Source organism: uncultured Tateyamaria sp. (genome assembly GCF_947503415.1).
In the GTDB taxonomy this organism is placed as follows: Bacteria; Pseudomonadota; Alphaproteobacteria; order Rhodobacterales; family Rhodobacteraceae; genus Tateyamaria.
Genome location: NZ_CANNDS010000001.1, coordinates 593,907 through 615,359 on the forward strand (window position 1 = coordinate 593,907; position 21,453 = coordinate 615,359).

The following is a 21,453-nucleotide window of genomic DNA, read 5'->3' on the forward strand; positions in this document are numbered from 1 at the left end:
ACCAATGCCGTCCATCGCACATGACCAACCTCAGATTTCGCTCACGTCGCACTGGTGGATCAGCGCTTCGACCTCGGCCCGACTGCAAAGCGCAGTGCCTTCGGTGGCGACGGTCGCGCTGGCTGCCGCAACCCCCCAGCGCAGCGCCTGATCTGTTGGATCGCCCTGCGCCAACGCGAGGGTCATGGCACCAACCAACGCGTCACCGGCTCCGATCTTGCTGCGCACTGGCACTGTGGCCGACCGGGACAGAAAATGCGCTTCCTGCGTGACCATAACCGACCCTTCGGCGCCGCGCCCGGTCACGACCATCCGGGCCACGCCCCGCGCCACCAAACCGGATGCAAAGGATACGCTGTCGGCAATCGTATCCATCTCGTGATTTGCTGCTTGGGCAGCCTCTTTCTGATCGATGCGCAGGATGTGAACGGGGGACACGGGCTGGGCGACCAGCCGCATCAGCGCGGCCTTGGACGTGTCCACGATCAACCGATCTGTGCGCGGCGCAATCGCCGCCTGTACCCGCTCCGGAAAATCATCGCCCAACCCCGGCGCCACGCCACCGCTGAGCACGACAAGCCCGTTCTGTGGTGCAGCGTCAGCAATGGCAGCAAGCAGGCGTGAGCCGTCGTCGGGACCAAGCATCTCGCCCGGCAAGCTGAAGCGATATTGCGCCCCGCTGCTGGCATCGGTGACGGCCAGACTTTGCCGAGTCTCGCCCGGCATGTGAACGGGCAAGGTCACCACCCCTTCGGCCGTCAAAAGGTCAGTCAAACGCGTGCCGGTCGCGCCGCTTATAGCGACTAACGCAGTGACCTCGCCACCAAGTTTGTGGATCATGCGGGCCACGTTTACGCCGCCCCCACCCGGGTCGACACGCGGCTTTGTCGTATAGAGCTTGCGGTCAGGCACGACCCTGTCCACCGACGCGGCCAGATCAAGTGCCGGGTTAAGGGTGATGGTCAGAATGTCTTTCACCGCGGTTTCCTGTTCAACACGTCCGAATGCACTGCCGTTCGCCGTGATTGCGATAGTTCAAATCCCTGCTTGCCGTCTTGGAACGTGTTGCAACAACGAGATCGCGCGGCACGCCGACCTGTCTATGGCGGTCATCCTGCCATTTTGGCGGGCGATCAATGCGATGGCTGGACGTCATGTGACAGTGCCTATTTTTCCAATGTCATACCCAGACGCAACACCGCAGCCAGAATGGCCTGCCCAAGAACCGGCGAACGACCCCGACCAATGACGGCGTCATTGTCGCGCGCATCGCTTTCGCGCAAGGTACACCGCCAGTGACCGTCCCGGTCGTTGGCCTGCCCCTGGATATGCACCACCCAATTTGGAAAAGCCCCATCCGCAATCAACATGGCCCCGTCGGCTGTACTGATTTGCTGAGCGTTTGCAGTTTCAGGCACGCGGCCCGGCAGCAGAAACGTCAAGGCATTGTAAACGCCATCTAAGTCGGCAATGCTCAGATCGCTGCGCGTTTCCAAGGCCTCAATAAGGATGTCGAGTTCGGGATCTCTCACGGATTTGCACTCCTCGGTTCGGGGTGTTGCGGCTCGAGTTCGGCAACGCCGACGATGTAGTTTTCGTGGTAGTGGCGCGCGCATTTCGGGCAAGTCGTGTAGAACATGTAAACGGTCTTGGCACGTCGACCCGCAGCCCTGGCAGCCACGTCCATATCATGCACCCAATCCTTGGCGTGCCGGTATGGCCCCTCAAAGACGCGAGTGATGTAGTCACCGCTCAGCGTCACCATCTCTTCGTCCGGCACGGGAGTGGTTACCGCAAAATAATGTTCGCCTTCGGTGGCAGACAGATCGCGGCTCAGCACCAGATACCCCTCCGGATCCTGCGCGCCGGCATCTTCGATATGCTGCTGCACGCGGGTAAAGACGCTGCCCATGTCGATTGGCACATGTAGAATTGCCCGCGTGGTGGCCCGTACAAACAACTTGTCTTCGAAGTGCAAATGCCTGCCGTCCCACCCTTGAGGATTGAACCGTGGGCAGCAGCCTGTCTCGGTCGCCAACATGTCCATCTTCGGCAACGTGTTCGTTTCCATGGCGGGTGCTCCCTCATAAATGACGGTTGTCAGGATATTACCCAGCCGCGACCCACGACGATTGACATGCCTCAATCAAGGTTCCGGGATTATTCGAAGGAAGGGCCATCCGACGACCGCCCCACCAGTCGCTGCATTGCCCCGGCCAGCAAATCGTTCGCCGCTTTTTGCGTCTCGGCTATGGCCAAAAGGTTGACGGATAGACCGTTCGGATTTAGCGGCGGGGACAAGATCACCAGACCGGTTTGACTGCCCCCGTTCTGGAACAACAGGTCATTCAATACATCGCACAATATGTCCGTTTGCAGCCGGATATCCGGGATAACCTCTTGGACAATTGATACATATCCGTCCGGCGCCAACCGTGACGCGATTGTCATCGGAATCGACACACCGCCCCAGCGCCCATTGCACTCGATCCAGTGGATGACGGCTGGCGCACCGGGGTTTTCGCAGATTACAGCGTCAAAGCTGCACCGCCCAAAATAGCCAAGCCTTTGCAAAACGCGCCCAACACGCCGCGCTTGCGCGGCTAGCTGTTTTTGCATCGTCATCGGCAACGTAGAGGGCGCTGCCCCGGCAAATGCGGTCGTAGCATCCTGCACGCGCTGTTCAAAAATACCTTCGACCACTGGATCACCGTCGGCGGCGTGCGGCAACCACAACTGGACCGAAGGACTGTGCGTGACGTTTGCATCCCAAACACCCACCAGGATTGGGTAGCGATCATGCCACCCGGTCGCATAAAGTCGGGATAAGAGCATGTACCGCAACTCTGCCAGTGACAGGTCGCGCACCTGTGCGTTGTCCAGACGGATATTCCCGGCCGACCCGGCGCTGTCAGGGACTTTGACAATGACCTGCGCGGCAGAACGGCTGATCCGGCGCACCAACCCCGCGGCTGCGGCAGGGCCGTAGGCCGACAGGGTGGGCGGCGTCGCCTCTGTTCCGATGATCTGACGTGCCAACCGGGTGAACCAAAGCTTGTCGTTCGCTCGGCGCGTTGCGCGCGGGGACGGGCCGCACACGTGAATACACTGGCCCGACCTCTCTCCGATGGCCTGCGCCAAACGCCAGAGGTTGCCGGTTGTCAGATAAGCTTGCAGCGTTAGCCCCCCATGTGCCGTGGCAGTGTTTGCAAGTATCTTCAAAATCTCATCTGACGTTCTCGCCTGCTGGGTCACAGGGGTCAGCGGATCGTCATCTACCTGAATGAACCTCACATCACTCAGCCCCAGGCAATTGGCGAGATAGGCTTCGAACTCGGCATCGCGGGCGCGCACAAGAACAATGTCACCATTGCGCGCAAGCAGGGCCATGCGGTGGTCCAACCGCTTGTCGGCCAAGGAGTGTATCAAATTGATCTCGGCCTGATCCCCGATCAGAACCGATGGCCCTGACCCGGTGCCCTGAGCAACAAAAGGACCGAAATCAAGTGACGAAACAAAGGCTGGCTCGTCCCGCACATAGTCTTTTGCGATTTGAACAGCGTCAATGTTTGGCAGGTGGGGATCTTCATGCATAGCGCAGGATAGGCCAGAATTTCCACCTTGCCATTGATCAAGATCAGCCTGCCTGAGACAGGTCTTGTACAAACAAGGCAACCAGCAAGAGGAACACCCTATGTGCCGGCTCTATGCGATGCACGCGAACGAACCGACCAAGGTCGAATGCGGCTTGGTCAAGGCCCAGAACGCCCTGATGGCACAAAGCCAGGGCGACATGCAGGGCTATGCGCACGGTCATGGCTGGGGTGTTGCGGATTACCCTGATGGCGTGCCCTTGATCGAAAAACAAACATGGGCGGCGTTCCATGGCGAGCATTTCAGCCGCAACGCCGCGCGCATCTATGCCAAAACGGTGGTGGCCCATGTGCGCCGGGCAACCGTCGGCGGGACCAGTATTGAGAACACACACCCCTTTCACCACGGCAAGTGGATCTTTGCGCATAATGGAACGGTGCCGAATTTCGACCAGGTCCGCGACAGCATGCTCGATCACATCGATCCGCTGCACCGCGTCGAAATTTCCGGCACGACCGACAGCGAACATATCTTCCGCTATGTGATGAGCCTGTTTTTGCGCCACCCCGAACGGGGTCTGCTCGATACTGTGCGCCACGGCCTCGAACAAATCCTCGCATGGTCAGCTGAAATTGACGCTGACGCCCGCGTGGGGCTGAATATTGTTCTCACCGACGGTCAACACATGATCGGGTCCCGCTTCAACAGATCGCTGTACTATCTGCCGCGGGATCATGTCTTTCACTGTCCAATCTGCGGCCAGTTCCATGTGCACCACAGCCCCAAGGTCACCTATCAGGCGATAGAAATTGCATCTGAACCCGTGACCTTTGTGGATGATTGGTACGAGGTGCCCAACAAGACCATTTTTTGCGTGGCTGAGGATTATCGGCTGGATATGCAACCGCTTGGACGACGACTGTAACAGCTACGAAGTGTGTGTTTGCAGATATGTCGCGAGCGCATCAAAGCTCCGCATCTGCTGATAATCCGCCTCGGGCATATCCGTGCCAAACCGTTTGGACAACGCGGTCACAAGCGTCAAAAAGTCCATAGAATCAATATCGAACTCCTCGCGCAGATCAGCACCACGATCCACGTCGGCCAAGTCGATGTCCGGGGCAATGCGGTATAACTCCTCGGCAATGGCGGTTTCGACGTCGTGGCGGCTCATAGCGTTTCAGGCTCCTGCAAAAACTTATCGATGGCCCTCAGGAACAGTGCACCGCGATGACCGTCGCTGACGCGGTGATCCGCGGCCAACGTCAGCGACGCGGCAAGACGGGCAGTGACCTGCCCCTCATGCACAACAGGCTGCATCCGCTGGGTTCCCACGCCAACAATGGCGACCTGCGGGGGGTAGATCACGCCATAAAGCTGATCGACACCGCGCTCGCCCAGACTGGTGAGAGTGATGGTTGCATCCGACAACTCGCGCGCTTTGAACCGGCCCGCCCGCACCCGTGTCACCAGATCGCGCATCGACGCCATCAGGGCATCAAGGGGCTGGTCTTCCGCATCCAACAGGGCCGCGGCGACCAGACCACCACCGCGAATATGTGTCGCAAGACCAAGGTGCACCGCCTCGCTTGGGTGAAACAAATCCTCTTTGAAATGGCCGTTGAATTCCGGGTACTTGCCCACGGCGCGGGCGATGGCCTTGGCATAAAGCACAGTAATCAGAAGCCTGTCTTCCGGGCTGCGACCGGCGTTTGTCCGTGTCGCGAACGCATCCGCTGCCGTCAGATCAACCGTATGCGACAAATAATAATGCGGTATCTCCCGTTTCGATCGGGACATGGCCGCCGCGATGGCTGTGCGCATGTCGGCCTGCGGTTTTGGCTTTGCGCGCGGGTGCCGCGTTTCGATATCCACACGCGCAATCGTTTCGCCCGCTGCGATATCCAGATCCGCCGCATCCACCCCCATCTGCGCCATCAACCGTCTGGCCGCCGGGGTAATGCGCGGGCGCGTGCCCACTTGCGCGGGGGGCGGTTTTGCGGTGACCGGCTCTTGCACATCTTTTTGGGGTTCTGGCGGGATATCCTCGGCCACTTCGTCGTCCGAACGGATCACAGCTAGCGCGGTCCCGACCGGTACTTCGGTTCCAATCTCGATCAGCCAGGTCTCAAGCACCCCATCCTCGAACACCTCGATCTCGATCACCCCCTTCTGCGTCTCGACCGCCCCGATCACGTCACCACGTTTCACAGGCTGGCCAGGCGCGATCAGCTGCTCGACAAGCGTTCCGGCTTCCATATCCGCGCCAAGGGACGGCATCAGGAACTGGCTCATGGTTTGGCCCCCATCAGCTTGCGCGCAGCGTCGACGATCTTGTCGGTCTGCGGGATCGCGGCCTGTTCAAGATGATAGGCGTAGGGGATCGGCACCTCTTCGCTGCACACCCGGGCAAGGGGCGCATCAAGCTCAAAAAACGCGTCCTCCGCCAATCGCATCCCGATCTCGGCGGCCAGACTGCCGGTCTTCCACCCCTCGTCAACGATCAGGGCGCGGCGGGTCTTGCACACGGATGCAAGGATCGTTTCCATATCAAGCGGGCGCAGACTGCGCAGATCAATCACCTCGGCCGAGATACCCTCCGCTGACAAGGCCTCCGCCGCATCCAGTGTTTTGAACAAGGATCCGCCATAGGTGATCAGGGTCATGTCCTCCCCTGCCCGGCGCACAGCCGCGCGGTCGATATCGACGGGACCTGCGTTTTCGGCCAACATTCCCTCGCGGTTGTAAAGCATCACGTTTTCAAAGATCAGCACCGGGTCCGGGTCTTCCAGCGCCGTCCACAGCATCCCGCGCGCATCTTCCAACGTTGCAGGTGCCAGCACGCGCAGGCCGGGGATATGCGCGTACCACCCTTCCAGGCTGTGCGAATGCTGTGCGGCCAATTGCTTGCCCGCGCCTGTCGCCATGCGGATCACAACCGGCACGCCGAACTGGTTGTTCGACATGTGCCGGAACGTGGCCGCCGTGTTCAGAATCTGATCCAGCGCCAAGAGCGAGAAATTCACGGTCATCACCTCGACAAGGGGACGCATCCCCGCGATGGCAGCACCGATACCTGCGCCTGTGAACCCGGATTCAGACAGCGGCGTGTCACGGATGCGCTTCGCTCCGAACTGATCCAGCAGCCCCTTGCTGACCGCATAGCACCCGCCATAGTGGCCAACGTCTTCGCCCATCAGGAACACCCGATCATCGCGTGTCATTGCATCAACGATGCCCGCCTTGACCGCGTCGCGATAGGTGGTCTTGAATTGCTTGTCCGGCGCTATGATTTCAGGCGCTGCGGGGCGCTCCGGTGCCATCACGAATTGGGTCAGGTGCGCAACCGGCTCGTCCGTTCCAGCCTCGGCAAAGGCGACCGCCTCCGCGATCTCGGCGTCGCAGTCCGCGACGATCTGCGCCACCTCGAATGTCTGAAGCAGACCGGACTCAACCGCCCAATTCTGGAACCTTATGATGGGCCCCTTGCTGCGCCATTCGGCGATCTCTTCCTTGGACCGATAAAGCTGTGCGTCAAACATGGAATGCGCACGGAAACGGTAGGTCTTGCACTCCAGAAAATAGGGCTGGCCGGTTTCCGCGATGGATGTAAGTGCCCGCCGCGCAGCAGCCTCGACCGCGACGATATCCATCCCGTCGACGGTCTCGGACATAATACTGTAGCAGGATGCCTTTTTGCTGATCTCGGTTTCGGATTCCGTCAGGGCCAGCGCCGACCCCATCGCGTAGCCATTGTTTTCACACACAAACAGCACCGGCAGTTTCCATACCGCGGCAAGGTTCAGGCTCTCGTGAAACTCCCCCTCGGCCACCGCCCCTTCGCCAAAGAAACAGGCGGTGATGCCCCCGCTGTCGGCCATACGATCAGCCAACCCAAGCCCAGCCGCCAAGGGCAAGCCGCCCCCGACAATCGCATTACCGCCAAAGAAATTATGATCGCGGCTGAAAAGGTGCATCGACCCGCCCCGCCCCCCGGCGCAGCCCTCGGACTTGCCATACATTTCGGCCAGCACCGCCCCCATGGGCACACCACGGGCCAGCGCGTGACCATGTTCGCGGTATGTGCCGACGACCCGGTCCTTGGGATCGAGCAGAGGAATAATCCCGGCCGCAATCGCTTCTTCGCCATCATAGAGATGCAGGAAACCACGGATTTTCTGCTGCGTATAAAGCTCCGCGCATTTGTCCTCGAACCGACGGATACGGATCATACCCTTCAGCAACGCGTGGACATGGGCGTGATCAAGGTGCGGTTTGAGTGTATCGACAGTCATTTCTCATCACTTTCCAGGGTTGAGATATCGCCCTCTGGCAGTCCAAGCTCGCGCGCCTTCAAAAGACGGCGCATGATCTTGCCACTTCGGGTCTTGGGCAGGTTTTCGCGAAAGGCGATGTCTTTGGGGGCCACGGCGGGGCCAAGGCGCTTGCGGGCGTGGCCCATCAGGTCAAGGCGCAGATCATCCGTAGGTGCGTGCCCGGGTTTCAGCGCGACATAGGCTTTGACCAACTCGCCCGCCGTCTCATCCGGGATACCGATGACACCGGCTTCGGCGACGGCCGCGTGCTCCATCAGCGCGCTTTCAACCTCGAATGGGCCGATCAGATGCCCCGCACTTTTGATCAGGTCATTGCTGCGCCCGACGAACCAGAAATACCCATCCGCATCGCGCATCGCCAGATCGCCGCTCAGATACCAGCCGTCGCGAAAGCATTTGTCATAGCGGGCCTGCTCATGCAGGTACCCGCGCATCATCGACGGCCAGCCGGGGCGCAATGCCAACTCACCCACAGCGTCCGGGTCCGTCAGGTCGCGCACACCGTTTTCGGTGATCTCGACGATACCCGCCTCAATCCCCGGCAGCGGCTTGCCCATGGACCCCGGTTTGACATCCATCGACGCGAAGTTGGCGATCATGATGCCGCCGGTTTCCGTCGGCCACCAGTTGTCGTGAAACGGCATGCCAAAGGTCTGATGGCTCCACGTCACGGCTTCGGGATTGAGCGGTTCGCCCACGCTGGCCATGAACCGCACCGCGCTCAGGTCATAGCCCTGCACAACGCCCGCCCCGGCCTTCATCAGCATCCGAATGCCCGTGGGTGCGGTGTACCAGACATTCACCGCCTCGCGCTGCAACGTATCGTACCAGCGCGCGACATCGAATTCGGCCTCATCGACGATCATGGTGGTCCGGTTGGTCAGGGGTGCCACGATCCCGTATGACGTGCCCGTCACCCAACCCGGATCGGCAGTGCACCAGTAAACGTCCCCCGGCTTCAGATCGAGCGCAAGCTGGCCCGTCACATGATGCGCAACAACGGCCCCGTGAACATGCACCACCCCCTTGGGTTTGCCTGTGGTACCTGAAGTGAAATGCAACAACGCCGGGTCTTCGGCCTGCGTCGGCACCGTCTTAAATTCGTCCGCAGCCGCGTTCATCAAGGGCGCAAGCGATAGGGTGCCATCCTCTTGCCCATCGGTCAGAAACACCTCCCGCAACGCGGGCAGCCGTTCACGTAAGCCCTGAAGCTTGCGCCGGTACAACCGCGACGACGTGATCACCGCGTTGGCGCCACCAATCTCCATCCGGGCATGGATGGGTTCCGGACCAAAGGCAGAAAACAACGGGCAGAACACGGCCCCCGCCTTGAGTGTGCCCAGGGCCGCGATGTAAAGTTCGGGCACCCGACCAAGCAGGGAATACACCTTATCCCCGCGCTCGATGCCGCGGCTGCGCAAGACATTGGCAAAGCGGTTCGTCGCGACGTGCATCTCCCGGTATGTGAAATCGGTACGCGCCCCTGACTTGGCAATCCAGCGCATCGCCACCTGATCGCCGTGGCCCGCTGCGACGTGCCGGTCGATCGCTTCAAATGCGATGTTCAACCCACCATTCGGCAAACCGGACATCTGGTCGCGCGCAGCTTCCCATGTGAACACAGCGCGGGTGTCTTCATAGCTGACCATATTCGCCGCTGGAATGACGCGGGCGGGCTTGGTGATCCTGTCTTTCTTCATGTGCCTGCCCTCCCTTCAGTAACCTGAGGGGAAGCATAGAACGCGCCGCAAACACTCGACTGACGAAAATCAGTTGGCATTGATGTTGCTCACACTCTCACTGCAAAACCTTGCGTTCCAATCGCGTCCACCGGCAGAAGGCCTCGCTCCCTTTCGGGTCTGTAGTTCGACAGACCATGTCACGCTTACTTGAAACCGGACCCCGACCCGCCATGGTGCGGCGACGGGCGCTGGCCCGTGATCTGCGACTTGGGGGGGATATCGGGACAAGGCACGATGCCGCCTGTGCCCGCACCATGCCGGCAAAAGGTGCGCATCCGCTCCGAACGTGGTCTTGCAACCAAACACCTACGCCCCAAAAACCGGGGTCGCCCCGCACCGAGATGATCAATATCAATATCACTGACCGTGATCGTGGGATGCTGCCACTGTCGCAGCAAAAACAACGGAGCAGATCCATGACACCCAGACGCACCACTTTGGTCTTACTATTCGCGATGGGATTATCGGCGTGCGAAAACAGTCGCGCAGGCTCCAACGAAATTGTAGGCACGATGGCCGGTGCGATTGTCGGCGGCGTTGTTGGCGATCAATTTGGCAGCGGAAGCGGCAACACATTGGCCACAGGAGCCGGTGTTCTGATCGGCACCCTGATCGGCAGCGAAATAGGCCGGTCGATGGACGACGTGGACCGCATGCGCGCCAATCAAGCCGTTCAACGGGCCTACACCGCACCACTCGGCGACCCTATCGTCTGGAGCAATTCAAATACCGGCAATTCCGGCACCGTGACCGCAACAAGAGAGGGCAGATCAAGCACCGGTCGGTACTGCCGCGAATATCGGCAGACGTTGATCATAGATGGCCGCCGCGAAACAGGCATCGGCGTCGCATGTTTGCAACCAGACGCCACGTGGCGGATTGCCAGCTAGTCCACCTTGATGTTGCGCGCGACACTTTGGGCCTTGGTCTATCTGACCATTGTTTGCTTGCCATTGCTGACCGGTTGGTTGCTGGACCTGCCTCCCCGGTCGGTGCGCAACGAACTGGCGTCCGGGCTTGGCCTTTTGGCCTTTTCGATCATCCTGGTGGAATTCGTTCTGTCAGGCCGGTTTCGCACGGTCTCGAACACACTGGGCCTCGATATCACAATCCGCTTTCACCAGCTTATGGGCGGCGTCGCGCTGGTGTTCGCGCTGGTGCACCCCTTTGTTTACAAGTTCCTGCCGGGGCCACCCAGACCATGGGACCCGACTCGCGAACTGACGATCACCAGCGACTTCTGGGCTATTTTGCCGGGCATCCTCGCGTTTGTTCTCTTGCCCACATTTGTGTTGGCATCAATTTACCGGGACGAGTTGCAGTACAAATACGAACGCTGGCGGCTCGTGCACGGGTTTGGTGCCTTGCTGATCGCTGTCTTGCTGTTGCTCCATGCCGAGGCCGCGGGCCGCTACAGCGCCGAGCCCGCTGTTGCCTGGATGTGGCGGGGATTGACCAGCCTTGCGGTCCTATCCCTGATCCATGTGTATATTGCGAAACCGCTTTATCAGATGCGTCACCGTTGGCGGGTGTCGCGGGTCGAACGTCTCACGCCCCGGCAATGGGATCTGCGGATCGTGCCGGATGGCCATGATGGCGCATCCTATCAGGCCGGACAGTTTGTCTGGCTCAATGTCGGGCATTCTCCGTTCTCGTTGAACGAAAACCCGTTCTCGATCAGTTCAGCGCCGTCCGACAATCCCGAGATGGGATTTGTGATAAAGGAGTTGGGTGATTTCACCGGTGCACTTGATCAGGTCGCCGTCGGGGACAAAGCCTATATCGACAGTGCCCATGGAACGCTAACCATCGACGGGCGATCGGAACGGGATATCATCATGATTGCGGGTGGCGTCGGGGTCGCGCCAATGCTCGGCATTCTACGCAAGATTGCGCTGGACGAGGATCGCTGCAATGCGGTGTTGATTTATGGCAACCGAACATCCGAACAGATCGTATTCCGCGACGAGTTGGATGAACTTGACCAAAGTGAGTGGGCGGATGTTGTCCACGTTCTTTCAGAACCGCAAACAGGTTGGTCCGGGGAAACCGGTTTTATTGACGGAGAGTTGTTGGATCGGATTTTGCCCAAGCATCTATACGAAAGCGGGCTATTCGTGCTTTGCGGCCCGCCGATCATGCTGACCTTGGTCGAGAAAGCACTGATCGACCGTGGTGTCTCTGCCCACCGAATTTTATCGGAGAGATTTCAATATGATTAGATGGTTAGAAGAAAAAACTCAGCATGATCGGATTACCATTGCAGTCAGAGTGGTTACTCTGATCCTGATCGTGTCGCTGGTCCTTTTTGCCGTTCGGTGATGCGCAGGCAAACCAAGTGAGTGAGTATCTGCCCGACGTTGGGTTCTCTCGAGTAGATTCGTGGATGAGGCCGAGGATTCGCACTTGGAACGCCATTGATCTGCGCACCAACTCCCAAAGGGCGCGCCTATCAGTCTCCAATTTCACTCGATCGAACAATGTGGGATTACGCCGACTGATCGTGCTCGGCCTCTAAGCGCACGTGTTGCAGAGACCCTCTGCTCTCTTGAAGCCTGTGACCGCGGTTTGGGTCCGACGGCACTGCGGTACATAAACACAATTCGGTTCACGCGGCGGCATTACGAACGTCAGTCGACCCACTTTTGGTGTGGCCGCTGATACCTTTGATCAAGTGCTCCGGTTATCCAATACAAACGGCGTGATTGATAAATATCAACATATAAGAATGTTGCTATGTGTATGCAGATCCGGATGGCAACGATGGCTCAACGGTGCGCGCAATTTCTGCACTGCTGATCGCCTAGACTTGGAGACAGACAGTGATTTACACATCTCAATCCCACATATTTTCTGTAAACGATTTACTTGGTTCCTTTCTCGGACAGCAGTACCCGGACCTTCCTTCCATGCTGGACATCGACGGTTCGGTCGTTGACCCGTTCGTGGATAAGGACGGCGACATTCTTTACGGCATCGACAGCGAGTTCGGTTTTGAAGTCACTGATTTCATCGGAGCCGAAGACAAGGAATTGGATGGCGATTACGCGGAAGGATTTGCAGGAGACATTATCGACGATGCAGCAGACATTCTCGGCTTGGCAGTTCGGAACTCTCCCACGGATGTGTTTCGCTCGGGAGCTCCGCTTGGAACGTGGTCACTGGGACTTGGTGGACAGACGGTCAAAGCCTCCACGGAGCATTACGCGACAATAGCAAGTGTTTTGTCCGATCAGAAATACCCCGGAGATCCGGATGCGATTGGCGCACTCGACAACGACCTGAAGTTCCTCGACCTGCGGCCAAGTTCGGTTGATGGCGTGTTTGAAGCCGGTCTGTTGCATGAGTTGTACGCAGAGGAAGTGACCCAAGCGCTACAGCTCGCGATGGACAATACCCTGAACGACCAGACCTACAACGACATCGATTTTGATCGCGACGGCACGCTCGATACCTATGCAACTGTCGGTACATTTGTGGATGCCGATGTCGACGATGATGGAACGGTCGAGACAGTGTTGGTCGGTGGCGTCGATCTGGACGCCGATGGCACGGCGGACGTTGTCGACAGCTTTCTGAATGGTTTTGGTGGCACGGCCGACATTATTGATTTGCTCGAGCCAAACGAGTCCAGCATCACCTACGACATTGCGTACAGCACAGATTATTCAGTCACCGTCAAAGATGACGGAAAGCTACTGTATCGGTGGGGTGAGGCGGTCAAACGTCCGAACGACATCCGGTTGGAGGTCGACATCGAGCTGCCGGCGGAATGGACAGAAGACCTTGATGACAATGGTATCGCCGATGTCCTCGAAAACGGATTTGAAGGGTTTGACGTCACGAAGGCGGAGTTGCGGATCACCCACAACATCACCAACAACCCCAATGACCAGGTCCGCCCCGAGGACTATGAAAACGAGGCTGCGATCGGGCGTTTGCCGTCGCATTACATCGTCAAGGACCCCGATGATCCGACAAACACTCTCTGGATCTCGCCCGTAGATTCGTACAATGGTGAGGGAACATTCCTGCCAAGCTATCTAAAGCTGGATGCTGCCGGGCAGGTGGATCTGACAGCGGGTGGGATTGAGGTCTTCGATCTTGACGACAACCTTGTCGGCTATCGCAACGAGGACGAGGCCGGAGCCCCGATTGGCACGGTGCTGCGTGACCTGTCGCTGGTTGCCCTGGCGGATGCTGCCGATTTGACATTCACGACATCCGATCTGGCCCAAGGGTTCACGGCTGAGTGGTACACCACAGTGGATCGCGAGCCGTTCGAATGGTCCTATGACAAGTTCCCTGATGACCCCTACCGCAACGTGTTTGAGAGCTTTCGTGATCCGGACCTTGCCGAAGCGGCGGGCTATAGCGAGGACGATCTTGTGTCCGGGCCGCGCTGGCGCCTGACCCCCAACAAGTTCGGTCAGGACCTTCCCGGTCTGGAAGTACCATTGGTGCCAAATACGTCGCCCCCCTACCAGAAAGACAACATCAAGTACGAAACGGGTGAACTGGTAACGACCACGCTCAACCTGCTTGACTGGGACGAGGAGTCACCGCTGTCCAACAGTCTGGGCTGGATGACCGTCGACAAGGGTCGCCTCGACGAAAACAGCGACGGTCTGATCGATGAAGGTTGGTCACAGGTGAACGGCACCCTCGGCGCTGGCGATGATCTGCCCGAAGGGTTTGTGCTGACTGCTGTCACTCCAAATGGTGTCACCCTGGACGCGAACTTCTTCGATACGTCGATCTATGTGAAGGGCGACCGTCAGGATGCGGCCAAGCTCTACGATATGGAGTTGATCATCGAGTACGACTCGAATGAACCGGTGATCGGATCAGTGCAAAAGATCGAAGGGTTGACCCACACAGCCGAAACTGTCGCCTTCGAGGGCGCAGCGACGTTCTTGAACCCGGTTGTATTTGCATCACCCGTCAGCACAAACGGGGGCGAGCCGGTGACTGTCGAGTTCTCCGAAATCACCGCGACGGGAGCCACGTTCTATCTCGAAGAGCCCGACTACACCGACGGCACGCATACACCCGAAGACGTCACGCTTCTGACCTTCGAAGAAGGGATCTGGGACTTGTCGGACGGCAGTTTGCTGCAGGTCGGCACAACCGAATTTGCCGGGGGTGCGTTGAACGACTTCCAGTCCGTTGAATTCGATGTGACGTTTGACGAAACTCCGATTCTCCTTTTGCAAATTCAAACCAACAACGGGCCTGATTGGGAAATTGCGCGCGCTCGTAACGTGTCGACCACAGGGTTCGAGTACGCCATCCAGGAGGTGGAAGCAGCGCCGGTCGATTTCCACCTTGGTGAAGTTGTCGGGTGGGCCGCGTTTGATGCGTCGGCTGCGGATGGATCCTTTGACTGGTCCGGCATCGCGGCTCAAGCCTTTTCAACGGGCGAAACGGTCACCAGTGCGCCGACACCGTTCGCCTTTGAAGACGACCTTGGTACGGACCCGCTTGTCTCGGCAATCCTGTCCAGCTTCAACGGTGACAACACCGCCAATCTGCGCCTGGCGAACCTGGTGGATGATGGTGAGGCTGCAACCGCCGTATTCGTTGCAGCGGAAGAGACCAGCCAGGATCAGGAGGTGATGCACGTCGCCGAAGATGTGACGGGGTTGGCCTTTGCGGAAGAAGGCGTGTTGACCGGCCTCGCCTATGTCGAGGACACGTTCCTGTTCGTATGAACTGGAGATCGTGAAGCAAAACGGCCCGGAAGCGCGCACCGCGCGCTTCCTTCAATGACCAAACCAGACCTTTCTAGGCACTACGAAATTGAAGTGGTTCTGGTCAGTCCCGCACATTCACAACCCCGAAATCCCGGACCTGCCAGCCGCCGCTTGGAAAAACGCCTTTGGTACATGATCACGTCGCAATAATGTGCACAGACAGTGACCACAGATCATAAAGAATTCCAGCGTGTCGCTTTAAAAGTGTGTGCTTTCGCAGTCAGTAATCAGATGACCGCAGCGCTTCGTACCGCGCCAATTGGCGCAAGGCTGCATCACGTTCTTCCAGCAACTCAAGAACCAGGGCCACACCCGCTGTGTTGATCCCCAGATCGCGATTCAGCCGTCGCGCCTTTTTGGCGCGCGCAATACTGGAGCCGAAAAACCGCCAATTGTGGCGCTGACCACCGACCGGATCCAGAACTCCATGATCCACCAGTTCGATGACCCAAGCCTCGTCCGCCTGACAGAACCGGCAAAGGTCCTCCAGCGAGAGGGCTTCGAGGATGTTACTTCGTACCGTCGCCTTCTTCATGATCTAGCCTCCTAGATGCGCGCGCGGATCGAATGGCATTTCCTTTGCCATCCGCTGAAAGAATGCGCGCGCTTCATCCGTTTCAACCTTGGGATTGATGATCTTGAGCGTTGCGAAAATGTCGCCGGACGGATGCCCCGGAAGCCCCTTGCCCTTGAGGCGCAGCTTTTGCCCGGAACGCGCGTTCTTCGGGATGCGCAGATCGACCTTTCCATCCGGCGTCGGCATGACAACATGACCGCCCAGCGCGGCTTCCCACGGGGCGATCGGCAATTCCAGGTACAGGTCCTTCCCATCGGGTCGAAAGACCGGATGGGCTGCAAATGTGACCTCCAGAAACAAGTCACCAGCAGCCCCGCCGCCTGGCTGCCCTTGTCCCGGCAGCCTGATATGCTGCCCGGCGATTACACCTTTGGGCACGTGAACTGAGATGACGCGATCCTGCAGTGTGACCTGTCCGTTTGGCCCCATGACCGGTGTGCGGAGGCTCAACTTGCGCTCTGCCCCTCTGTAGGCGTCTTCAATCGATATCTCGATGCGTCCGTGGCTGTCAGACCCACGCGCCTGTCGCATGCCCTCGGCAGGGCCTGCACCGCGTCGAAACAAGGTTTCAAAGAAATCGCTGAAGGCTTCGTGGTCTTGCGGACCGCCCTGCGAAAAAGAAAATCCTTCGTCCCAACCGGGTGGCGGTTGATAAGATCCCTGACCTTGCTGGGGGTCCTGACCAAGTTGATCATACGCAGCGCGGCGTTCGGGATCTTTCAGGACCTCATAGGCTTCGTTCACATCCTTGAACCTGGCCTCGGCCTCGGCGCTGTCATTGATGTCGGGATGATATTTGCGCGCCGCCTTGCGAAACGCCGTTTTGATCGCGTCCGCATCTGCGTCGCGCTTTACACCCAGAACGTCGTAGTAGTCCTTGAACTCCATTCGTATCTCACCTGCACCGACAACAATCTGAAATCTGGCATGGGAACGGAGCACGTCCGTTGATCTTTGTCAGTGTTGCGGACGTTTGCCGTGCCAATCTGAGCGTCACTGATCCGGCACGACGTCGGATGACCTTTCGAACGGAGATCGCCATGAGCCGCCGCACAATCCTTTTTGTGATGACCTCGCAAACCCCCGATGCAGATGTTTCCGATGTTGCAGACATGGCCGCCCGAGACGGCACGCATTTGCTGTGTCTGCTTGTCGATGCGGCTCCGGCTTTACCCATGTATGCTTATGGTGTGCCACCGTATGGCGGCATGAACGTCCCGGAAAACTGGCAGCAGACCGTAAGCGAAGCGCAAAAGACCCAAAAGACGCGTGCCGATGATGTTGAAAAGCTGCTTTCCAAGAGTGGCGCTTCTGGCGAAGTCGTTGTGGCGTTGACGGCGAGTGTCGACGCGAAACACCACGTGGCGCGGTGCGCGCGTGTCAGTGACGAGGCCATCTTTGCGGCCAACTTGCGTGACAGTCCGGAGTTCTTTCGTGAAGCCGCGTCTGGTGTCCTGTTTCATTCCCCAATCGGGTTTCAGGTCAACGCGTCTACGGCCGGACAACCGGGATGTGTTTTCGTCGCATGGGACAGCAGTGAGGCGGCCGCTGCCGCAGTTCATGCGGCCTTGCCATATCTCACCAGTGCCCGCGACGTTGTCATTGGCTGTTTTGACCCGGTGGTGACTGCGGAACGTGACGGGCAAGACCCCGGCACTGATGTCGCCACATGGCTCAGCCATCGTGGATGCAACGTGACGGTGTCCCAGTTTCCCAGCGGTGGACGCCCCATCGCCGAGTGCATTCAGGATCGCGCCAAAGAGGCGGGGGCCGATCTGGTCGTCATGGGGGCCTATGGGCACGCACGCATGATCCAGACAGTGTTCGGTGGCACAACGCGCTCCATGGTCGAGCAAACCGAGCTTCCGGTCTTGCTGGCGCACTGAGCGCGGCCCTCGCGTGTGAATTGCAAAGGCGCGCGACACCGCGTGCGCCGCGTCATGTATCGCCATTCAAAGTGTGAAGGTGGCCTGGTTCTGCTGCCCCGGCCATCCGCAAGAGACGGGGCCGGCAATTGACAAGGGTCAACCGAAGCGAAGCGGCACCGTGAGATGGTTGTCCGATCACATACCCCGAAAGGCACAGACGAGGCCGTGGCCAAGACAGACCCAGAACACTTGCCGCTTCCCGCCGGGCTTGGACCCGGCGACGTGCGTCTGGTATGCGATCCGGACAGCCTTGGATTTGACGCGACCGACAAGGTGAAGCCCAAGGACCAGTTGCTTGGGCAGGACCGAGCGGTCGACGCCATAAAACTGGCCGCTGGCATCGGCCACAAGGACTTCAACATTTATGTCTTGGGCAATCAGGGCACCGGGCGGCACGCGGCAGTGACCAGCCTTTTGCGGGACGCAGCGAACGCGCGCCCTGTCCCTTGTGATTGGGTCTATGTCAATAACTTCGAAGCCCCGCACAAGCCGGGTGCGATGCAGTTGCCGGCGGGCATGGCGGGTCCGTTTCGCAAAGCGATGCAGGATCTCGTGGACGATCTGGCAAACGAAGTGCCTGCACTGTTCGATTCCGAAGAGTACCAGACCCAACGCCGTGCCATCGAAGAGGAATTCGGCCAACGACACGAAGAGCCCATCGCCGCCTTCGCGGATCGGGTCAAAGAAGAAGACGTGGCTTTGCTCAAGACCCCCATGGGCTTCATGCTGGTCGCTCTTGTTGATGGCAAACCCGTAAAACCAGACGTTTACGAAGCCCTGCCCCCTGCAGAACGCGCGGATATCGACGCCAAGATCGAGCGGCTTCAAGAGCATCTGTCCGACGTTCTGCGACACGGGCCGCAGTTGGAAAAGGAGCACCGTCAACGGCTCGAAGCCCTGCACGCCTCAATGGCGGAACGCGTAGTGTCGTTGCGCGTCGCAGATGTGGCAGACATGTTGCCGGACAACGCCGGTATTGCTGCTTATCTTGTTCAGGTCCGCGACGATATGATCTCGAATGCCGAACTGTTCCTGTTGCGCAATGAGAACGACGGGGACGGGCCATTTCCCGAAGCCATCCGCAAGTACCACCGCGAACCACATTTCGCGCGGTACGCCGTCAACATCATGGTGTCGTGTGACAAGGACGAATGCGCAGCACCTGTCATCCACGAAGACATGCCATCGCTCAATCATCTTACCGGCCGCATCGAACACATCTCTGAAATGGGCACGCTGGCCACCAACTTCACCTTGATCAAACCAGGCGCGTTGCACCGGGCAAATGGCGGGTATCTGGTGCTGGACGCGCACAGGCTGTTGTCAGAACCCTTTGCCTGGGATGCGCTGAAAAGGTGTTTGCAGGCACAGTCCGTGACGATCACGTCGCTGGCCGACCAGCTCAACCTGACCTCGACAACGACGCTGGAACCTGACCCCATTCCGCTGGACGTGCGGGTTGTCCTGATCGGCAACCGCCGACTGCACATGCTGCTGACCCTGCTTGATCCCGAGTTCGGCGAACTGTTCAAACTGCAGGCCGATTTCGAAGATGACCTGCCGCGGTCCGCACGGAACACACGGCGCATGGTCCAACTTGTTGCCAGCTTCGCAGCCCGCGAAAACCTGCGCCCGCTGACAGCGTCGGCGGTTGCGGCCATTCTTGACCATGCCGTGCGTCTGGCCGACGACAGCAAGAAATTCACGTTGCGTATCAGCGGATTAGCAGACGTCATGCGCGAGGCCGATCACTACGCCGGGCAGGCCAAGCACAAGCACATTTCGGACAGCGACATCACGCAGGCGATAAACGAGGCGACGCGGCGCGCTTCGCGTGTCAAGGATCGTTTGCAAGAGGCGGTGATACGCAAGACCATTCTGATCAACACCAGCGGAACGGCAATCGGACAGGTCAACGGCCTTTCGGTACTTGGGATCGGCGGCCATGCCTTCGGACGACCATCCCGGATCACCGCGCGGGTGCGTATGGGCACGGGAAAACTGGTCGACATCGAACGAGAGGTCGAATTGGGTGGGCCTTTGCACACCAAGGGCGTTCTGATCCTTGGCGCGTATCTGGCGGCACATTATGCGACGGATGTCCCGATTTCGCTGCATGCCAGTCTTGTGTTTGAACAAAGCTATGGCGGCATTGACGGCGACAGCGCGTCCTCGGCAGAGCTTTATGCGCTGTTGTCGGCGCTGTCGGGCGTGCCGATCCGGCAGGGGATTGCTGTTACAGGCTCGGTCAACCAGAACGGCGAAGTGCAGGCCATTGGTGGCGTCAACGAAAAGATCGAAGGGTTTTTTGATATCTGCAAGGCCCGCAAACTGACCGGCGAGCAGGGTGTCCTGATCCCGATGTCGAATGTCGATCACCTGATGCTGCGCCCGGATGTTGTCGCAGCAGCCAAGGCTGGCACGTTCAGGGTCATACCGGTCAAGTCCATCAACGAGGGGATCGAAGTTTTGACAGGCCGACGGGCCGGAAAACGGTCCCGCGCCGGACAGTTTACAGAAAACAGCATCAATGCATTGGTCGAGGCGCGGTTGCGCGCTTTTGCCGAAGCGCGACGGCGATACGGGGACCGAAACATGTCCCCGACCGATACCAAGCCCGACACATGACCGCCCCCGTGCAGGACACCACCCGCATCCTGATCGGGGCCAGTTCGTTCGCAGATGCTGCTGTGGCGCTGCGATTGATCGAACGCGTCATGCATGACCTCAGACCGCGTTTGAGTGGAATGTTGGTCGACGAAACAGCCTCTCTCACCGTGGGGGCGATGGCCACGCAGCGGGTCATTTCGGCCAGTGGGCAGGTTGTCCTTGCGCCCTCTCCTGCGCAGTTCAACACGTTGATAAACGCCGATGAGCGGGCCTTCCGGACTGCGCTTGAAAGGCTGGCACATAGTGTGGACGCGTCGTGGACCTTCCAACGTGATACAGGTGATCTTGTCGAACGCGGTCTCGATAGCTGTGCGGCGGTGGACATCCTTGTGTTTGGGCACAGGAGCTTTCATCCGGTTGCCGGAAAAATCGTTACCCTGACGTCGTCTGCCACTTCCGACGGCGCTGCACTCTCGACCGCCCGATTGCTGGCGCGGCATCTGAAGGCGGATCTTGTCGAGATGGTGATTGATGACCGGATCGCTGACGGTGCAGTGCCCCAGACCCGTTTTGCCACACTCGATGCTGCGTTCGGAAGGCTGGCACGGATCAACGCGCAGGCTGTTTTTGTGGACCTTGCCAATGGCCCCGCACTCTCGCCAGAGCAGTTGCGCCATCTGCTCGACGTCGCCCGCTGCCCGGTGTTTGTCCTGGGATTGGCATCTGCGGCGCGCGCATTGGAGCATTCGACCCATATCCCCGCCTCGCCAGACGGCGGTACCCATTAAGCGAAGCGTGTGACATCGGAAGATCGCGGATCGCTCATTGATCAAGCGCAACGCCGACTGCACCGAATTCGCTATGTTGGCCGCGCAGCACAGGACCTGAAAGAGAGCCATGGGAAATCAC

At 59.0% G+C, this 21,453-nt stretch carries 17 protein-coding genes; 7 read left to right on the top strand and 10 right to left on the bottom strand.

Features of this window, described 5'->3' with window-relative positions; all coding sequences use genetic code 11:
* Positions 1 to 30 precede the first annotated feature (30 nt).
* From Q1A32_RS02860 to Q1A32_RS02875, 4 genes are all read right to left on the bottom strand, one after another.
* On the bottom strand, positions 31 to 978 hold the full coding sequence (locus tag Q1A32_RS02860; RefSeq protein WP_299649255.1) for a 1-phosphofructokinase family hexose kinase: 948 nt from the start codon (positions 976 to 978) through the stop codon (positions 31 to 33).
* A gap of 188 nt (positions 979 to 1,166) precedes the next feature.
* Positions 1,167 to 1,532 carry a hypothetical protein gene (locus Q1A32_RS02865; RefSeq protein ID WP_299649259.1) on the bottom strand — a complete coding sequence of 122 codons (366 nt, stop codon included), beginning with the start codon at positions 1,530 to 1,532 and terminating at the stop codon, positions 1,167 to 1,169.
* Positions 1,529 to 2,071 (bottom strand): hydrolase, encoded by a 543-nt coding sequence (locus Q1A32_RS02870; protein WP_299649261.1) that lies wholly within the window; start codon positions 2,069 to 2,071, stop codon positions 1,529 to 1,531. Before Q1A32_RS02870 ends, Q1A32_RS02865 begins: the two co-directional genes overlap by 4 nt.
* An 89-nt stretch (positions 2,072 to 2,160) precedes the next feature.
* Positions 2,161 to 3,594, bottom strand: a complete 1,434-nt coding sequence (locus Q1A32_RS02875; protein WP_299649263.1) for a hypothetical protein — start codon at positions 3,592 to 3,594, stop codon at positions 2,161 to 2,163.
* Between the two features lie 100 nt (positions 3,595 to 3,694).
* Between Q1A32_RS02875 and Q1A32_RS02880 the strand changes: the two genes are divergently transcribed.
* On the top strand, positions 3,695 to 4,519 hold the full coding sequence (locus Q1A32_RS02880) for a class II glutamine amidotransferase (RefSeq protein ID WP_299649265.1): 825 nt from the start codon (positions 3,695 to 3,697) through the stop codon (positions 4,517 to 4,519).
* Between the two features lie 3 nt (positions 4,520 to 4,522).
* Here the strand turns inward: Q1A32_RS02880 and Q1A32_RS02885 are convergent, their stop codons facing one another.
* Genes Q1A32_RS02885 through acsA form a run of 4 tightly spaced genes read right to left on the bottom strand, consistent with a single transcriptional unit; the run spans position 4,523 to position 9,631 of the window.
* A complete protein-coding gene (locus tag Q1A32_RS02885) occupies positions 4,523 to 4,768 on the bottom strand; it encodes an acyl carrier protein (RefSeq protein ID WP_299649268.1) in 246 nt (81 codons plus the stop codon).
* On the bottom strand, positions 4,765 to 5,889 hold the full coding sequence (locus tag Q1A32_RS02890) for a dihydrolipoamide acetyltransferase family protein (RefSeq protein ID WP_299649271.1): 1,125 nt from the start codon (positions 5,887 to 5,889) through the stop codon (positions 4,765 to 4,767). Before Q1A32_RS02890 ends, Q1A32_RS02885 begins: the two co-directional genes overlap by 4 nt.
* A complete protein-coding gene (gene pdhA / locus Q1A32_RS02895) occupies positions 5,886 to 7,889 on the bottom strand; it encodes a pyruvate dehydrogenase (acetyl-transferring) E1 component subunit alpha (protein WP_299649273.1) in 2,004 nt (667 codons plus the stop codon). Before pdhA ends, Q1A32_RS02890 begins: the two co-directional genes overlap by 4 nt.
* Positions 7,886 to 9,631 (bottom strand): acetate--CoA ligase, encoded by a 1,746-nt coding sequence (gene acsA / locus Q1A32_RS02900; protein ID WP_299649276.1) that lies wholly within the window; start codon positions 9,629 to 9,631, stop codon positions 7,886 to 7,888. Before acsA ends, pdhA begins: the two co-directional genes overlap by 4 nt.
* Before the next feature lie 458 nt (positions 9,632 to 10,089).
* Here acsA and Q1A32_RS02905 point away from each other — a divergent pair, with 458 nt between their 5' ends.
* The 3 genes from Q1A32_RS02905 (at position 10,090) to Q1A32_RS02915 (ending at position 15,387) form a co-directional block, all read left to right on the top strand.
* Complete coding sequence (locus Q1A32_RS02905; protein ID WP_299649279.1) at positions 10,090 to 10,563, top strand: RT0821/Lpp0805 family surface protein; 474 nt, start codon at positions 10,090 to 10,092, stop codon at positions 10,561 to 10,563.
* Between the two features lie 9 nt (positions 10,564 to 10,572).
* Positions 10,573 to 11,895, top strand: coding sequence for a ferredoxin reductase family protein (locus Q1A32_RS02910; RefSeq protein WP_299649282.1), 1,323 nt, complete (start codon positions 10,573 to 10,575; stop codon positions 11,893 to 11,895).
* Positions 11,896 to 12,582: 687 nt separating this feature from the next.
* Positions 12,583 to 15,387: a hypothetical protein gene (locus Q1A32_RS02915; RefSeq protein ID WP_299649285.1), complete on the top strand. Its 2,805-nt coding sequence runs from the start codon at positions 12,583 to 12,585 to the stop codon at positions 15,385 to 15,387.
* Positions 15,388 to 15,649: 262 nt separating this feature from the next.
* Here Q1A32_RS02915 and Q1A32_RS02920 read toward each other — a convergent pair whose 3' ends face one another.
* Positions 15,650 to 15,964 carry a chaperone modulator CbpM gene (locus Q1A32_RS02920; RefSeq protein ID WP_299649288.1) on the bottom strand — a complete coding sequence of 105 codons (315 nt, stop codon included), beginning with the start codon at positions 15,962 to 15,964 and terminating at the stop codon, positions 15,650 to 15,652.
* Positions 15,965 to 15,967: 3 nt separating this feature from the next.
* Positions 15,968 to 16,948 (bottom strand): DnaJ C-terminal domain-containing protein, encoded by a 981-nt coding sequence (locus tag Q1A32_RS02925; RefSeq protein WP_299649291.1) that lies wholly within the window; start codon positions 16,946 to 16,948, stop codon positions 15,968 to 15,970.
* 98 nt (positions 16,949 to 17,046) lie between these two features.
* Between Q1A32_RS02925 and Q1A32_RS02930 the strand changes: the two genes are divergently transcribed.
* The 3 genes from Q1A32_RS02930 (at position 17,047) to Q1A32_RS02940 (ending at position 21,332) form a co-directional block, all read left to right on the top strand.
* The gene (locus Q1A32_RS02930) at positions 17,047 to 17,892 is read left to right on the top strand and encodes a universal stress protein (protein ID WP_299649294.1); all 846 of its coding nucleotides are present in this window, start codon (positions 17,047 to 17,049) and stop codon (positions 17,890 to 17,892) included.
* A 207-nt stretch (positions 17,893 to 18,099) separates the two neighbouring features.
* Positions 18,100 to 20,562, top strand: a complete 2,463-nt coding sequence (locus tag Q1A32_RS02935; protein ID WP_299649297.1) for a Lon protease family protein — start codon at positions 18,100 to 18,102, stop codon at positions 20,560 to 20,562.
* A complete protein-coding gene (locus tag Q1A32_RS02940; protein WP_299649300.1) occupies positions 20,559 to 21,332 on the top strand; it encodes a hypothetical protein in 774 nt (257 codons plus the stop codon). Before Q1A32_RS02935 ends, Q1A32_RS02940 begins: the two co-directional genes overlap by 4 nt.
* The last annotated feature ends 121 nt before the right edge of the window (positions 21,333 to 21,453 follow it).

What these genes read in the sequence shown, in the direction of transcription:
- Q1A32_RS02870 (WP_299649261.1), bottom strand. Translation starts at nt 2,071, where the DNA reads ATGGAAACGAACACGTTGCCGAAGATGGACATGTTGGCGACCGAGACA.
- Q1A32_RS02875 (WP_299649263.1), bottom strand. Translation starts at nt 3,594, where the DNA reads ATGCATGAAGATCCCCACCTGCCAAACATTGACGCTGTTCAAATCGCA.
- Q1A32_RS02880 (WP_299649265.1), top strand. Translation starts at nt 3,695, where the DNA reads ATGTGCCGGCTCTATGCGATGCACGCGAACGAACCGACCAAGGTCGAA.
- Q1A32_RS02885 (WP_299649268.1), bottom strand. Translation starts at nt 4,768, where the DNA reads ATGAGCCGCCACGACGTCGAAACCGCCATTGCCGAGGAGTTATACCGC.
- Q1A32_RS02890 (WP_299649271.1), bottom strand. Translation starts at nt 5,889, where the DNA reads ATGAGCCAGTTCCTGATGCCGTCCCTTGGCGCGGATATGGAAGCCGGA.
- pdhA (WP_299649273.1), bottom strand. Translation starts at nt 7,889, where the DNA reads ATGACTGTCGATACACTCAAACCGCACCTTGATCACGCCCATGTCCAC.
- acsA (WP_299649276.1), bottom strand. Translation starts at nt 9,631, where the DNA reads ATGAAGAAAGACAGGATCACCAAGCCCGCCCGCGTCATTCCAGCGGCG.
- Q1A32_RS02905 (WP_299649279.1), top strand. Translation starts at nt 10,090, where the DNA reads ATGACACCCAGACGCACCACTTTGGTCTTACTATTCGCGATGGGATTA.
- Q1A32_RS02910 (WP_299649282.1), top strand. Translation starts at nt 10,573, where the DNA reads ATGTTGCGCGCGACACTTTGGGCCTTGGTCTATCTGACCATTGTTTGC.
- Q1A32_RS02915 (WP_299649285.1), top strand. Translation starts at nt 12,583, where the DNA reads ATGCTGGACATCGACGGTTCGGTCGTTGACCCGTTCGTGGATAAGGAC.
- Q1A32_RS02920 (WP_299649288.1), bottom strand. Translation starts at nt 15,964, where the DNA reads ATGAAGAAGGCGACGGTACGAAGTAACATCCTCGAAGCCCTCTCGCTG.
- Q1A32_RS02930 (WP_299649294.1), top strand. Translation starts at nt 17,047, where the DNA reads ATGAGCCGCCGCACAATCCTTTTTGTGATGACCTCGCAAACCCCCGAT.
- Q1A32_RS02940 (WP_299649300.1), top strand. Translation starts at nt 20,559, where the DNA reads ATGACCGCCCCCGTGCAGGACACCACCCGCATCCTGATCGGGGCCAGT.